The following is a 14,936-nucleotide window of genomic DNA, read 5'->3' as shown; positions in this document are numbered from 1 at the left end:
GAAAAAGACCTTCAAATGAAGGTCTTAAAGAGATCAATGTTTGTTTCGATTTCGTATTTTATAGATGATTGTTGCTACCAATGCTGATGGCAGGTTGAGAAGATTTCCTTGTTGATTAAAATGCAGCTGTTCCTCTTGAAAAGACATACTTTCATATTGTTCATTTTGAGTTTGGTTTGCTTTTTCTCTACTTTTCTTCATTTCGTCAATGTATCGGTACTGAACAGGAACCATAATTAGAAAGTAAAGAACAAACACTGCCGCTAGAATAATAAAAACGATATCCAACCTACTCACTCCCTTTAGGTATTGCATTTACTAATGTATACGTATGAGTTTGTGCAAGGTTTCAAAAAGTTGGAAATTAACGTAAAAAAGTTACCGCCCAATTGGCGGCAACTGAATATTAGCGCTTATTCATTTCTTCAACCAGGATTTTGTTTACCATTTGCGGATTGGCTTGGCCTTTAGTTAGCTTCATTACTTGACCCACCAGGAAACCAATTGCTTTTCCTTTTCCACTCTTGAAATCTTCGATTGATTGTGGATTTTTATCTAAAATTTCTACAATAATTGTAGTAAGTGCGCCTTCATCCGAAATTTGCACTAATCCTTTTTCTTTCACAATTTTTTCAGCATCTCCACCGTTTTCAATTAGTTCCTTGAAGACGGTTTTTGCTATTTTGGAAGAAATTGTGCCATTTCCAATTAACTTTATCATACCTGCTAACCCTGCTGGAGTGAGGGCAATTTCATGTAATTCCTTTTGCTCTGCATTTAAATAGCCTGAAACCTCTCCCATAATCCAGTTTGATGCCTGTTTTGCATCGGCTCCTTTTGTAACTGTCTCCTCAAAAAAGTCCGACATTTCCTTGGTTACTGTTAACACACTAGCATCGTAAACCGGGAGGCCAAGCTCCTCAATATAACGTTTCTTACGTGCATCTGGAAGCTCAGGTATCTGAGCTCGTACTCGCTCTTTCCATTCGTCATCAATATAAAGCTCCACTAAATCAGGCTCAGGAAAATAACGATAATCATCAGAGCCTTCCTTTACACGCATAAGAATGGTGGTTTTAGTCGCTTCATCATAACGGCGTGTCTCCTGTTGAATTTCTCCCCCGGCAGACAAAACCTCAGCTTGACGTGTTTGTTCATATTCTAGACCCTTTTGAACAAAGGCAAAAGAATTTAAGTTCTTTAATTCTGTTTTTGTTCCGAATTCTTCCTGCCCTACAGGTCTAAGTGAGATATTGGCATCACAACGTAGGGAACCTTCTTCCATTTTACAATCTGAAACGCCAGTGTATTGGATGATTGATTTTAATTTTTCCAGGTAGGCATACGCTTCTTCTGGAGTTCTTATATCTGGCTCTGATACAATTTCAATAAGCGGTGTTCCTTGACGATTCAAATCGACTAATGAATACCCGTCACCCGTATGAGTAAGCTTTCCTGCATCTTCCTCTAAATGAAGACGTGTAATTCCTATTCTTTTCTTTTCACCGTTCACTTCTATTTCAATCCAGCCGTTTCCTCCAATTGGTTTATCGAATTGAGAAATTTGATAGGCTTTTGGATTATCCGGATAAAAATAATTTTTACGGTCAAACTTTGTCTCTGTCGCAACTTCACAGTTTAAAGCCATTGCAGCACGCATTGCATATTCAACAGCTGTCTTATTTAACACAGGGAGTACACCCGGATACCCTAACTCTACAACACTTGTAAGTGTATTAGGAGCTGCTCCAAATTCATTTGGTGTACCTGAAAAGATTTTCGATTGTGTTTTTAGCTCAACATGTACCTCTAACCCAATTACCGTTTCATAGTTCACTTTTATCACCCCTTACAACTGTGGTTTCTTTTTATGAAAATCTGTTGCTTTTTCAAACGCATCTGCAACTCGATAGATGGTGCTTTCATCAAAATGCTTTCCAATGATTTGTAGACCAAGTGGCAGCCCATTTGAGAAACCACACGGAACCGAAATACCTGGAACACCCGCTAAGTTAACAGGGATTGTTAGAATATCATTTGCATACATTGTAAGTGGGTCTTTCGTATTTTCATCGAATTTAAATGCTGGAGTAGGAGTAGTCGGTCCAATAATTACATCATATTTCTCAAATACATCCTCGAAATCCTTCTTTATTAAAGTCCTAACTTTTTGGGCCTTTTTATAGTAAGCATCATAGTATCCTGAGCTTAACGCAAAGGTTCCCAGCATAATTCTACGTTTTACTTCATCACCAAAGCCTTCACTTCTAGATTGCTTGTACATTTCAAGTAGATTTTCAGCATTGTCGGTACGATAACCGTACCGAACTCCATCAAATCGCGCAAGATTTGCAGAAGCTTCCGAAGAAGATAGGAGGTAATAAGTAGCAAGTGCATATTTTGAATGTGGAAGAGAAACTTCTTCCCATGTAGCACCCAATCCTTCAAGGACTTTTAAGGCATCTAATACCGATTGACGTGCCTCTTCTGATACACCTTCACCTAGATATTCCTTCGGAACGGCAATCTTAAGTCCCTTTATATCTCCTGTTAAGGCTGATAAATAATCCGGGACATCAACATTTGCCGAAGTTGAATCCATTGAATCATGGCCGGCAATGGCTTGTAATAAGTAGGCATTATCTTCAACTGTACGTGTAATTGGGCCAATTTGATCAAGCGAAGACGCAAATGCAATTAACCCGAAACGTGATACCCGTCCATAGGTTGGCTTTAATCCGACTACCCCGCAAAATGCTGCAGGCTGACGAATCGAACCACCTGTATCTGATCCTAGCGAAAATAATACCTCACCAGCTGCAACGGCTGCAGCAGAACCACCACTTGAGCCACCTGGTACACGTTCAAGGTTCCATGGGTTTTTGGTTTTTTTATAGCCTGAGTTTTCAGTAGAAGAACCCATTGCAAACTCGTCCATATTCAGCTTTCCAATTGTAACGGTTTCTGCTCCCTGAAGCTCCTGAACAACAGTGGCATCATAGATAGGATCGAAGTTATCTAAGATTTTACTAGCGGCAGTTGTTCGAATACCCTTCGTTACGATATTATCTTTTACGCCAATAGGTAGACCAAACAACAGACCAAACTCATCTTTTTTCCCAATTGCCTCATCTAACTGCTTTGCATATCGTCTTGCATTTTCTTCATCTAAAGTTAAAAACGCTTGTACCTTATCTTCAACTTCATTTATACGCTTATAGGATACATCCACAAGGTCAGTAACCGTAATTTCTTTTTTATGTAGTAATGAATGCAGCTCTGATACACTATGTTCAAATAATGACAATGTTTCTCCCCTCCTTATTCAATGATTGATGGTACGCGAAACTGTCCATCCTTTGTATCCGGTGCATTCTTTAAGACTTCCTCAACCGGCAACCCTTTTGTTGCCACATCCTCACGCATGACATTCTTAATAGACAGAACATGTGATGTTGGCTCAACGTTTTCAGTGTCAACTTCATTTAATAAATCCGCAAAAGTAATAATCTCATCTAACTGTTGTTGAAATTGTTTCGCTTCTTCCTCTGTAACAGCCAAACGTGCCAAATTTGCAACATGCTTCACTTCCTCAATCGAGATACGTGACATACTCCCTTCACCTCCATAAATTCAAAAACCCTCAACAATAGAAAAGCGCAAGGCACCCGACTGACTATCGATGTGAACCATAAGACGAAATGCTTGAAGGTTATTTCTTTCTTTTACTTTCAAAACGTTTGACTTATAACGAGAGCCGACTGCACCAAGAGCTAGACCATCAAAAGCTAGGTTGAAATTCATAACCTTCTTTTCTTTTAGATAATAAACTGATAATACCAAACATTACCTCCCCTCGGCAACAACCGGTTAATCACATATCAACATTATCCACAATATCCACAATGGTGCCAGGCACATTGAAATGCGGAAGCGCCTTGACCAGAAACGAGAAAACTGGAGGCTCCGACGAAGGAAGCGTTTTTTTGCTTCTGTAGGAGGAGGTGAAGTTTCTCGAGTTTCTAGGCGCTGGAGCTGGACACCGATAAGAAACACATTTGTCCACCCCAGAAAGACACTTACATAATGTAAGCAGATAAGTTTCTTTTGGTAGTGGTAATTTGCTATAGTATTACCATATTACAGTACATGGAGTGAGACAGTATGGATAAGATTAGTTCTGTAGAGCGTTTTAACGAGGTTATAAATTCAGATGGTGCGATTGTTGTGTTTGATACAACTTGGTGTCCTGATTGCAGACGCTTGGAGATGTTCATCGGTGACATTATTAGCAGCCATAATAACGTAAGCTGGCACAGCATTGATAAAGATGAATTCCCAGATATCGCTGAGAAATACAATGTAATGGGGATTCCTAGTCTACTTTATTATAAGAACGGTGAAAAACTTGGCCACCTTCACAGTGCAAATGCTAAAACACCTGATCAAGTAAATGAATATTTAGAAGGCTTAGGAATCTAAATAAGAAATGCGCAAGCGCCTTGGAAAAAGGAACATCGACTAAAAGCCGCCACGTCCTGTGGCGAACGCCGATGTCAGCACATCCTGTGCAAGTCCGACAAGCGCTGGAACCCTGACGAGGAGGCTGTCGCCGCCGCAGGAGGAGTGAAGCGACCTCGAGCTGCTTAAAAGCAAAGCTTTTGCGCAAGATACTCTAAGAAGCTTATTCAGGTAGGAAAACTGGCTAGGCGCTGGGGCTAGACACAAAAAAACAGGTTGAAAATTATTTACTTTCTACCTATTGAAAAGGGCGTCTATGTAAAACACATAAAACGCCCTTTTTCACTTATTACTTTTTATGTACTACTAATTCCAGAATAACTTCTTCTCCCTCTAACATTTCCCCAGTATTTACAAACCCTAAACTCTCATAAAACCGCAGAGCAGAAATATTTTCTGGTTCAATTGAAAGACGAATATACTCGCAATCTTCATTACGACTTAATAGATTAATAACTTCTCTCATTGCCTGCTTACCATAACCCTTCCCTTGATAGTGGACATCAATCATCATTCGCGGTACCCAATATTTATTTCGGACTTCAAGAGATGGATCATAATCGGTCATAACAAACCCAACAACATCTTCCTCTGCATATATTGCATAGGGGGTATAGCAGCTATTCACCTTTGATTCTGCAATTGACAATACGTTTGGAGCTATATAATTGGTCTGTTCTTCGGCTACCTTTAAACCAATGCATTTATAAATATTTTCTATGGTAATTGGTTTTATTGTAATTTTAGACATAATGCCCCTCCCTTTCCTTTCTAAAGGTAATCTAGAAACTGATTGGTCGTCAACAAAAAGAAATCCCCTTTATCGGAGGATTTCTTATTTCTTATTCTTTGTTAATTTAAATTACTATCTTAAAAATTACGATGCTTTTAACTCTTCTTTAACACTATCGAATTCTTCTTGGATTTCTTTAGAAGGTGCTTTAGTTAGTAAGCTTCCTATAACAACTGCAAGTAGAGCTAGTAGAAAACCTGGAACAATTTCATAAAGGCTAAATGGAATAACTGCCTCTTTAATCACTTCACCAGCTTCATTTACCTTGTCAGTGGATAGAATCTTCCACACCACAACTGTAACTGCTCCTACAATCATTCCGGCTAGCGCTCCCCAACGATTCATCCGTTTCCAGAAAAGGGAGAGAATGATAACAGGACCAAATGCAGCTCCAAAACCAGCCCATGCATATCCTACGAGCTCTAATACTTTACTTTCCGGGTTATATCCAAGAAAAATAGCAATGATAGCTATTAATAAAACCGCAATTCTTCCAACCCACATTTCTTCTTTTTTACTAGCATCCTTTTTAAAGATCGCTTTATAAAAATCTTGTGCTAACGCACTGGAAGAAACTAATAGTTGTGAATCTACAGTGCTCATTATTGCTGAAAGAATAGCCGCAAGTAAGAAGCCCGCAACCCAGGGGTTAAATAAAACTTGTGAGAACATAATAAATACTGTTTCGGAATTTGCTAATGGCGCATCAGCAAAATAAGCGATACCTGCAAATCCTATGAAAATAGCACCAATTAATGATAATACCATCCATACCATGCCAATAAGACGAGCTTTTGGTATCTCTTTTGTGGACTTAATCCCCATAAAACGAACTAGGATATGCGGCTGACCGAAATAGCCTAGCCCCCAAGCTAATAATGAAATAATACCTAGGGTTGTTGCACCTGACATAACATCTAAGTGGGATAAGTCTATTTCTCCAATTTTAGTAACAGTTTCTCCCCAACCGCCCAGCTCAAAGATTGCCACAATAGGGATTATGATAAGTGCTAAGAACATTAGTATTCCTTGAATAAAGTCGGTCCAGCTTGCAGCTAAGAAGCCTCCAAAGAATGTGTATGAAAGGATAACTCCGGCTCCAACCCAAAGTGCCAGTTTATAATCCATGTTAAAAGAACTCTCTAATAAAATTGCCCCACCAACTAGACTTGCTGAGGTATAAAAGGTAAAGAATAATAGAATAACAATTGCTGAGAAAACACGAAGCAACTTTGAATGATCACGAAATCTGTTTTCTAAATAATCAGGAATGGTAATGGAGTCATTCGAAACTTTTGTATATAAACGAAATGGTTTAGCTATAAATTGCCAGTTTAAATAAGCACCTACTGCCAATCCCACTGCAATCCAAATTTCTCCCATTCCCCCCAGGTACATGGCACCTGGTAAGCCAAGCATGAGCCAACCACTCATATCAGATGAACCAGCACTTAATGCTGCAACTCCTGCACCCAATCGTCTACCACCTAATACATAGTCTGATAGGTCCCTAGTCATTCTTGCTGCAAGAATACCAATAACTAACATTCCCACTAAATAAATTATTATTGCTGTTAACGTTGGTACGTTAATATCCATGTCTAGACATCCTCTCCTCTTTCAGTAAAATAAGTAATAATCGATAGCAAAATTAACGATAACATTGGCACATAAAGCCAAAACAATGTTGCACCCGTTAAACTATGTTCCATTGGCTCACCCCCCTAAAAATCAATTAATACCATCCCTATGCAACCTCATACAATTTCATGATTATTCTTATTTTTATAAAATAGCTGCACTGTGAAGAAAACACCTTTTAAGCGTAGCACATATAAGTATTCAGAACAGAATGAATTATATAAAAATATATTTAATATGTATAAAAATACATAAATGTGAATCAAATTAACAATTTGAGTACAATAACCTAATATCTATTCATGAAAATTTATAAAATTAAATTGAGTTTTGTCATCATTTTGTCATAAAGTGAGACTTCAATCAGTGGGTTTTTGTTTATCCCACTGATTGTTAATCACGCAGAGCCTGATTGATTTTTCTCACCAATCGGGTGTTAGAGTCTGTTATCTCTCACCTAATTGTTACATTTTGAAGTGGGAGTCTTACGGAAGATTACGCCGGGAAAAATATTTTTTATGTTTTTTCTCTTGCAAGCTATATATTTGTTATTTTTCAGAAATACTGGGAGAATATATAGGAGTAAAATTTATAATTAGGAGAATGACCAATGAAGGTAAAAATTAATCGAAATGCAGCTAAAGTCATCAAACAGATGTTAGCAAGTGATGAAGCTGAAGGAAGAATGATTCGTGTCATTATAACTGAGCATCATGGGAATCATGCTCATTATGCATTACAATTCGACAACCCTACTGAACATGATGAGATTGTTAAGACGGATAAGGATGTCGATATCCTTTTAGATACACGTGATGCTGAATTTTTAGATGGAGTTTGGATTCAGTTCTTCTATGTTCCTGAGGAAGGCTTTACCATTACAAACCCTTCTAAAGGATACAATCATCAACATTAAAAAAGCGAGGTTATTCCTCGCTTTTTATATTGACACAACATTTCCAGCTACCTGTCTAGAAGCTTTCCTTAATAAAGGAAACGTGACAGTAAACGTCGTACCCTGATTTAGTTCACTTTCAATTTCAATTGTACCTTTATGGTTTTCTATTATATTAAAACAAACTGCAAGCCCTAACCCAGTTCCTTTATCCTTTGTTGTGTAAAACGGCTGGGTTATTTTCGATAGAATTTCTGGTGGGATCCCATATCCTGTATCTCTTAGTGAGATAATAACATCTTGATCGTGTGTAGTAATACTTAGATGGATCTCTCCACCGGCGGGCATTGCTTCAATCGCATTTTTTATAAGATTTATAAAAACTTGCTTAATTTGATTATCGTCACATGTAATCAGTAAATTTTCATTACGTAACTCAACCTTCATATGTACATCTTTCAAGGCAGCTTCCGTTTCCATAAGAGTAACCACTTGTTCAATAATGGTTACCACATTTTTTTCACTAAAATTCTCTTTATTTGGCTTTGACAAAAGTAATAGTTCCTTAATAATTCCTTCCACTCTCGTAATCTCTGAATACATAATATCCAAGTATGGTCTTTGTAAGTCTTGTCCATTTTGCATAAGCTGCACAAAGCCTTTTACAGAAGTTAATGGATTTCGTATTTCATGAGCGATACCCGCCGCTAGTTGACCAGCGGTTGACAGTTTTTCATTTTTTCTCATTAAACTCTCTGCTTTTTTTCGCTCACTAATATCACGTGCAACCCCAAGTACCTTCTTGATTTCTCCACTCTCATCCCTGATGGTTTTTCTACTAATTTCAAACCATTTATACGAACCGTTCTTATGTAGTATTTGACATGTACACATATCTGCGTCATGTAACGGTGGATTACTTATTTTTTCTCTATCCTCAGGATGAAAGATTGCTTGTTTATTTGTTCCTACTAATTCACTCGGGAGATATCCTAATAACTGATATACCGCTGGGGATATATATTCATATAAACCGTCTGGAGAGCTATGACAAATAATGTCTTGGATATTCTCAGCTATTAATTTATGCAGCTCTTCACTTTTACGGAGTTGCTCCTGCTCCATCATCCTTTCAGTTATATCCTTAGCAATCCCATACACACCCACTATTTTGTTATTCACCACAATAGGCACATTCGTTATGTATGTGTAAATACGTTTCCCGAATTTAGAAATTGCTGTGAGTTCATAATTTAGAGATTCTCCCTTCGCTGCTAAATAAAAATAACCACGGGCTTTCTCTTTATCTTCGATGGCCACTAGAGGATCGAATGTTAGTAGCTGTAAATCCTCACTTGTATACCCTGTAAGTTCTTGAAAACTCTTATTTATAGATGTGAATTTACCTTTCAAATCCAATGAAAATATAGCATCAGGATTATAATCAAACAATGACCTATATTGTTGTTTACTAATATCTAATTCTTCCTTTTCCTTTGTTATATCACGAAAATGTACCGCAATACCGTCCTCCATTGGAAAAGCACTAACTTCAAACCATATCTTTAAAGGTGAAAAATACTCTTGAAATTGTACCGCAATTCGTTCTACCATTACCCTATTATATTCATAGTAAAAGGTGGAACGAAACGCCTCTGGGAACGCATCCCAAATCATTTTGCCAACAAGTTCGTCCCTTGTACGTAAAAGTAACCTTTCTCCCTCATGATTTATATAAGTAAAGCGCCAGTTACGGTCTAATACAAAAAACGCATCCTTCAACTGATCAACAAAGTGTTTCTGGTATACATTTTTCTTCTTCGAAAACCACCTTTTAAATATTTGCATGACTCCCCCTAAACCCTAATTATCTCTATACTTAAACGAATATTTGGAATTTAATTAATTTAAATATAAAATACATCCTCCGAAAAATCAACTTATCCCCATTATCCACATTACCCACATTGGTGTCAGACACCACAAAAAGACAACTGTCCACCCCAGGAGGACACAGGGAGAAATCGCTATCATTTTTGGGTTATCCACATGTGGATATGTTTTTCATGGAAATGTAAAAAACCTCTCCGCAAAGGAGAGGTTTTGAGATGTTCTATTATAGCATTTCTGAAGTTGTTTTTGCTTGCATGTGAAGTAGTAGGTAGTCTGGGCCACCTGCTTTTGAGTCTGTTCCAGACATGTTGAATCCACCAAATGGTTGGTATCCAACAATTGCACCTGTACATCCACGGTTAAAGTAAAGGTTACCAACGTGGAAGTCTTCACGTGCCTTTTCAATGTTTGCACGGTTGTTTGAGATAACCGCACCTGTTAAACCATATTCAGTGTTGTTAGCAATGTCAATCGCATGGTCAAAGTCACGAGCTTTACTAAATGCAACAACAGGTCCAAAGATTTCTTCTTTCATGATACGAGCATCTTCTGCTACATCAGCAAAGATTGTTGGCTGAATGAACCAACCTTTCGAATCATCGCCTTCTCCACCATGAAGGAGTTTACCTTCTTGCTTACCAATTTCTACATAGCTCATAATCTTATCAAATGCACCTTGGTCATTAACTGGACCCATGAACGTTTCTTTGCTTGTTGGGTCTCCAACTGTTAATTCTTTTGTTAACTCCACAGCGCGATTTAATACTTGGTCATACACATCTTCTACGATAACTGCTCTTGAGCATGCAGAACATTTTTGACCAGAGAAACCAAACGATGATGCAACAATAGACTTAGCCGCCAATTCAAGGTCTGCTTCTTTATCAACAACAATTGTATCTTTACCGCCCATTTCAGCGATTACACGTTTTAACCAGATTTGGCCTTCATTTAACTTAGAGGCACGTTCGTAAATACGTAGACCTACATCACGTGAACCTGTAAAGCTGATGAAACGAGTTTTTGCATGGTCAACTAAATAGTCTCCCACTTCAGAACCACTACCAGGAATAAAGTTAACTACACCTGCAGGAAGTCCCGCTTCTTCAAGTACTTCCATGAATTTAGCCGCAATAACTGGAGTTGTGCTAGCTGGTTTTAATAACACTGTATTACCAGATACTAAAGCAGCTGTTGTCATACCAGCCATAATTGCGAATGCAAAATTCCAAGGAGAGATAATAACACCAACTCCAAGTGGAATGTATGTAAAACGATTATGTTCAATTGGACGACTTTCCACAGGGATACCGTCTTTTAATTTCAGCATTTGACGACCGTAATATTCCATAAAGTCAATCGCTTCTGCAGTATCTGCGTCAGCTTCATTCCATGGTTTACCTGCTTCTTTCACTAATAGAGCAGAAAACTCATGCTTACGACGACGAACAATTGCAGCTGCACGGAATAAAATATCAGCTCGCATTTCAGGATTAGACTTTCTCCAGGTTTGGAACGTTTTATCAGCAACTTGCATTGCCTTTTCGGCAAGTTCACGATTTGCTTTTGATACGCTACCTACAATTTCTTGCTTATTAGCTGGGTTTACAGAGACAATTTTATCTTCAGTTGAAATGCGTTCTCCGCCAATAATTAGATCGTAATCTTTTCCAAGATAAGCCTCAACAGTTTTTAGGCCCGCCTCAAACGCTTTCTTATTTTCCTCAATTGAAAAATCTGTAAATGGTTCATGTTTATATGGTACTACCATTCTACTTCGCCTCCCTTTCAGATTTTTAACCTCAACAATAACATTCTACTAGATATATGTATCTTCTTCAAATAAAGTGGTAATAGTCGTAATATTCCCACACCGTTTTTTTAAGGAGATAGAAAAAACTCTTTCATTTAACTGTAAAAAAGACCTAACTCTAAGCTAGGTCCTATTTGCATTAATTATAAACATGTATGGTAGGCTCATTTTCTCCCGCATCTCGTGTTATTACGCTTTCCGGTCCATCTTCAGAGTTTATGTACACCTGAAGAGAGACATAGTTTTCAAAATGCTCCATGATGAGACCGGTTATATATTGTGTGAAACCAATAACTTCTGCCTTACCGTAGAATTGCATTGGAATAGTCAGGGTCAACTCTTGTAGTTCATCATCCTTATAAAACCCTCTGCCTATAACTGCTGTAAAATTAGGAAAGAACTCGGAAATATCAGAAGAAAAATTATCTACTTTTAATGCATCTTCACGATAATTCTCGGTCGCTTCTTTTGATGGGAAAAAGAAATAGCGTTCATTAATAGCTTCCCACTTACCAATTTTAGAGCTGTTTGCACCCACAGTTGTTTTCATAAAGAAATTTCCTGGAGCTACTGAATTAGCCGCTTCTTGTCTAAACAAGCCGACCATAATCGGAACATCTTTTATATTTTCGTATTCCTTGTCAGTTCGTAATCTGTTAATAATTTTCTCTGCAGCTTTTTGGCCTTCTCTTTCAATTGTTGCTTGATCTATCTCTACTTCCCTTGGATAACCTCCTACAGAAGCAGGTAAATTATAATAATGATGAGAGTTTAGACCAATCCCAATTACGATACCGCCAATTTGTAACTTATCATCATTATTTTTTATTAAGTAATTTTGCTCAGCAATGGTAGCGATATAAATAGGACTCTTTTCCATTGTTGCTTCATATTCATCATCATTACCCGGTGCCTCAAAAATTGGGTTTAATCCCTCATTAACAGTGCCCTTTTTCGCACTCGCCATTTGTGCATCGGACTTTTCACGCGTTAACCAACGTTGAATGGTTTCTTTTTCTATGTGTTGACCTTCCTGGAAAAAGTATTTGTCCGACGGAAAAGAATCTTGTGCAATGCGCATCAATCCCGTTTCAAATTCATCAACGTCCAATCGATTATTAACGTATTCTGCTACAATTCCCCTGGCTTTTCCAGTCTTATAAGGTAAAACAGCCTTATAATATGAATCAGAAATATTATACCTTGGAATAATCGCTTGCTCCGTTTCTTCTTCAGAATCCTGAATAACCTCTGTTTCTTGTTCAAACTTCGGTGCACATCCTGTTAAAAGAAGAACAAGTGATAACCCCAATAAGAATAGGTTTTTCAATACCGAACACCCCCTTACTTCCTTAGTTCTTGAACCATACGTTCCTCATCCCAAATTTCAATACCAAGCTCCTGTGCCTTGGATAGTTTTGAACCCGCTGCCTCACCAGCAATTAGTAAATCTGTACTTTTGCTGACACTGCCTGTCACTTTACCACCAAGCGCTTCAATCTCCGACTTCGCTTCATTTCTTGTTAATTGCTCCAACTTACCAGTTAATACAATGGTTTTACCCGCAAAATAGGAATCACTATCTTCAACCGCAACTGCCTTTGGCCCTTTGTATTCCATATTTACACTGTATTCTTGAAGTTCTACCAGCAACTCCTGAACCTCTGGCAACTCGAAATATGTTACAATCGCATCGGCCATTTTTTCTCCGATTTCATTAATTGATGTTAGTTCTTCTCTATTCGTTTTTTGTAGATTTTCCATTGTTTCAAAATGTTGTGCTAAGGTTTTAGCTGCCTTTGCTCCAACATGGCGAATCCCCAGACCAAATAGTAGTCTTTCAAGAGAGTTTTGTTTAGAAGTCTCTATCGCAGAAATAAGATTGTCAGCAGACTTTTCACCCATACGTTCTAAGTTAATGAGCTGCTCTTTTGTTAATTTGTAAAGGTCTGCAACATCCTCTATTAATTTCTCTTTGAACAATTGAGAAATGACCTTCTCACCTAGACCATCAATATTCATGGCATTACGTGACACAAAATGAATTAGTCCTTCACGAATTTGGGCAGGACATTTCGGATTAATACATCGTAACGCAACCTCACCATCTAGTCGAACAAGCTCACTTTCACATTCAGGACAATGTGTCGGCATATGAAAATCAATTTCTTCACCTGTCCGTTTTTCCACTAAAACATTAACTACTTCCGGGATAATATCCCCAGCCTTTTTAATAATGACAGGATCTCCAATTTTAATATCTTTTTCACGGATCAGATCCTCATTATGAAGAGATGCTCTTTGCACCGTAGTACCCGCAACTTGAACTGGTTCCAAAATGGCTGTAGGTGTTATCACGCCCGTTCTACCTACACTTAATTCAATGTCAATCAGCTTTGTAACAACTTCCTCAGCAGGGAACTTATAAGCGATTGCCCAACGTGGACTTTTCGCAGTAAATCCTAATTCCTCTTGTTGATCAAGCGAGTCTACCTTGATTACAATACCATCAATATCATACGGCAGATGCGGTCTTTTTTCTACCCAGCTAGTAACATATTCAAGTACTTCCTCAATAGTCGTACATTTTCTACGTTCTGGATTTGTTTTAAAGCCCAGTTGGTCAAGCATATCTAATCCTTCACTATGTGACACAACTCCTGTACGTCCCGTATCAGCAATACTATAAACAAAAATATCAAGATTTCGACTTGCTGCTATCTTTGGATCCAATTGTCGTAAAGAACCTGCTGCCGCATTTCGAGGATTCGCAAATGGCTCTTCTTCATTTTGGAGCCTTACCGCATTTAGCTTTTCAAAAGACTTTCTTGGCATATAAGCTTCGCCACGAACCTCAATATCAATCGCATCTCGTAAACGTAATGGTATTGAGCGAATGGTTTTTAGGTTGATTGTTATATCTTCTCCAATCGTTCCATCGCCACGGGTCGAACCTAGAACGAACATCCCCTGTTCATAACGAAGGGATACAGCAAGACCATCAATTTTCAATTCACATACATAAGAGATACTATCTCCAACTGCTTCACGCGCCTTGCGGTCAAAATCACGTAAATCCTGTTCGTTAAATGCATTTCCAAGGCTAAGCATCGGTGTTCGATGCTCAACCTTTTGAAACGCTTCTAATACATGTCCCCCAACACGCTGCGTAGGAGAGTCTTCAGTTTTTAACTCAGGATATTCTTCCTCAAGCTTAATTAATTCGTGTAATAGTTGGTCATACTCAACATCAGGCACAGTCGGTTTATCTAAAACATGATATTCATAGTTATATCGGTTTAAAAGTTCATGAAGCTCTTGTACTCTTTTTTGCACTACCTCATTTTCCATACAACCAACCCTTTCCAAGTATGAATTTA

13 protein-coding genes are annotated in these 14,936 nt (G+C 38.1%); 2 read left to right on the top strand and 11 right to left on the bottom strand.

The window, feature by feature from the left end; all coding sequences use genetic code 11:
* Nucleotides 1–33 precede the first annotated feature (33 nt).
* The 5 genes from AB3M96_RS08670 to AB3M96_RS08650 all read right to left on the bottom strand — a co-directional run bounded on the left by AB3M96_RS08670 (nucleotide 34) and on the right by AB3M96_RS08650 (nucleotide 3,843).
* Nucleotides 34–288, bottom strand: a complete 255-nt coding sequence (locus AB3M96_RS08670) for a DUF3949 domain-containing protein (RefSeq protein ID WP_412967193.1) — start codon at nucleotides 286–288, stop codon at nucleotides 34–36.
* Nucleotides 289–406: 118 nt separating this feature from the next.
* Nucleotides 407–1,837 (bottom strand): Asp-tRNA(Asn)/Glu-tRNA(Gln) amidotransferase subunit GatB, encoded by a 1,431-nt coding sequence (gatB, locus tag AB3M96_RS08665; protein WP_412967192.1) that lies wholly within the window; start codon nucleotides 1,835–1,837, stop codon nucleotides 407–409.
* Nucleotides 1,838–1,849: 12 nt separating this feature from the next.
* Entirely contained in the window at nucleotides 1,850–3,307 is a 1,458-nt protein-coding gene (gene gatA, locus AB3M96_RS08660; RefSeq protein ID WP_412967191.1) for an Asp-tRNA(Asn)/Glu-tRNA(Gln) amidotransferase subunit GatA, read from the bottom strand.
* A gap of 14 nt (nucleotides 3,308–3,321) precedes the next feature.
* A complete protein-coding gene (gatC, locus tag AB3M96_RS08655) occupies nucleotides 3,322–3,612 on the bottom strand; it encodes an Asp-tRNA(Asn)/Glu-tRNA(Gln) amidotransferase subunit GatC (RefSeq protein ID WP_412967190.1) in 291 nt (96 codons plus the stop codon).
* Between the two features lie 21 nt (nucleotides 3,613–3,633).
* The gene (locus tag AB3M96_RS08650; protein WP_412967189.1) at nucleotides 3,634–3,843 is read right to left on the bottom strand and encodes a hypothetical protein; all 210 of its coding nucleotides are present in this window, start codon (nucleotides 3,841–3,843) and stop codon (nucleotides 3,634–3,636) included.
* A gap of 321 nt (nucleotides 3,844–4,164) precedes the next feature.
* Between AB3M96_RS08650 and AB3M96_RS08645 the strand changes: the two genes are divergently transcribed.
* A complete protein-coding gene (locus AB3M96_RS08645) occupies nucleotides 4,165–4,482 on the top strand; it encodes a thioredoxin family protein (RefSeq protein WP_412967188.1) in 318 nt (105 codons plus the stop codon).
* 328 nt (nucleotides 4,483–4,810) lie between these two features.
* Here the strand turns inward: AB3M96_RS08645 and AB3M96_RS08640 are convergent, their stop codons facing one another.
* Nucleotides 4,811–5,272, bottom strand: coding sequence for a GNAT family N-acetyltransferase (locus AB3M96_RS08640; RefSeq protein WP_412967187.1), 462 nt, complete (start codon nucleotides 5,270–5,272; stop codon nucleotides 4,811–4,813).
* A 126-nt stretch (nucleotides 5,273–5,398) separates the two neighbouring features.
* Nucleotides 5,399–6,913 (bottom strand): sodium/proline symporter PutP, encoded by a 1,515-nt coding sequence (gene putP / locus AB3M96_RS08635; RefSeq protein ID WP_412967186.1) that lies wholly within the window; start codon nucleotides 6,911–6,913, stop codon nucleotides 5,399–5,401.
* 652 nt (nucleotides 6,914–7,565) lie between these two features.
* Between putP and AB3M96_RS08630 the strand changes: the two genes are divergently transcribed.
* Entirely contained in the window at nucleotides 7,566–7,871 is a 306-nt protein-coding gene (locus tag AB3M96_RS08630) for an iron-sulfur cluster assembly accessory protein (protein WP_412967185.1), read from the top strand.
* A 24-nt stretch (nucleotides 7,872–7,895) separates the two neighbouring features.
* On the opposite strand, the gene AB3M96_RS08625 is transcribed toward AB3M96_RS08630, so the two are convergent.
* The 4 genes from AB3M96_RS08625 to ligA form a co-directional block, all read right to left on the bottom strand.
* Nucleotides 7,896–9,698, bottom strand: coding sequence for a PAS domain S-box protein (locus tag AB3M96_RS08625; RefSeq protein WP_412967184.1), 1,803 nt, complete (start codon nucleotides 9,696–9,698; stop codon nucleotides 7,896–7,898).
* Between the two features lie 268 nt (nucleotides 9,699–9,966).
* A complete protein-coding gene (gene pruA / locus AB3M96_RS08620; protein ID WP_412967183.1) occupies nucleotides 9,967–11,514 on the bottom strand; it encodes an L-glutamate gamma-semialdehyde dehydrogenase in 1,548 nt (515 codons plus the stop codon).
* A gap of 181 nt (nucleotides 11,515–11,695) precedes the next feature.
* Nucleotides 11,696–12,886, bottom strand: a complete 1,191-nt coding sequence (locus tag AB3M96_RS08615) for a CamS family sex pheromone protein (protein WP_412967182.1) — start codon at nucleotides 12,884–12,886, stop codon at nucleotides 11,696–11,698.
* A 14-nt stretch (nucleotides 12,887–12,900) separates the two neighbouring features.
* Nucleotides 12,901–14,907, bottom strand: a complete 2,007-nt coding sequence (ligA, locus tag AB3M96_RS08610; protein ID WP_412967181.1) for an NAD-dependent DNA ligase LigA — start codon at nucleotides 14,905–14,907, stop codon at nucleotides 12,901–12,903.
* Between the last annotated feature and the right edge of the window lie 29 nt (nucleotides 14,908–14,936).

This window comes from Ferdinandcohnia jepli, assembly GCF_047246645.1.
Classification (GTDB): Bacteria; Bacillota; Bacilli; order Bacillales; family Bacillaceae_L; genus Ferdinandcohnia.
The sequence above is the reverse complement of the archived record's forward strand: the minus strand, read 5'-3'. Positions and strand labels throughout refer to the sequence as shown.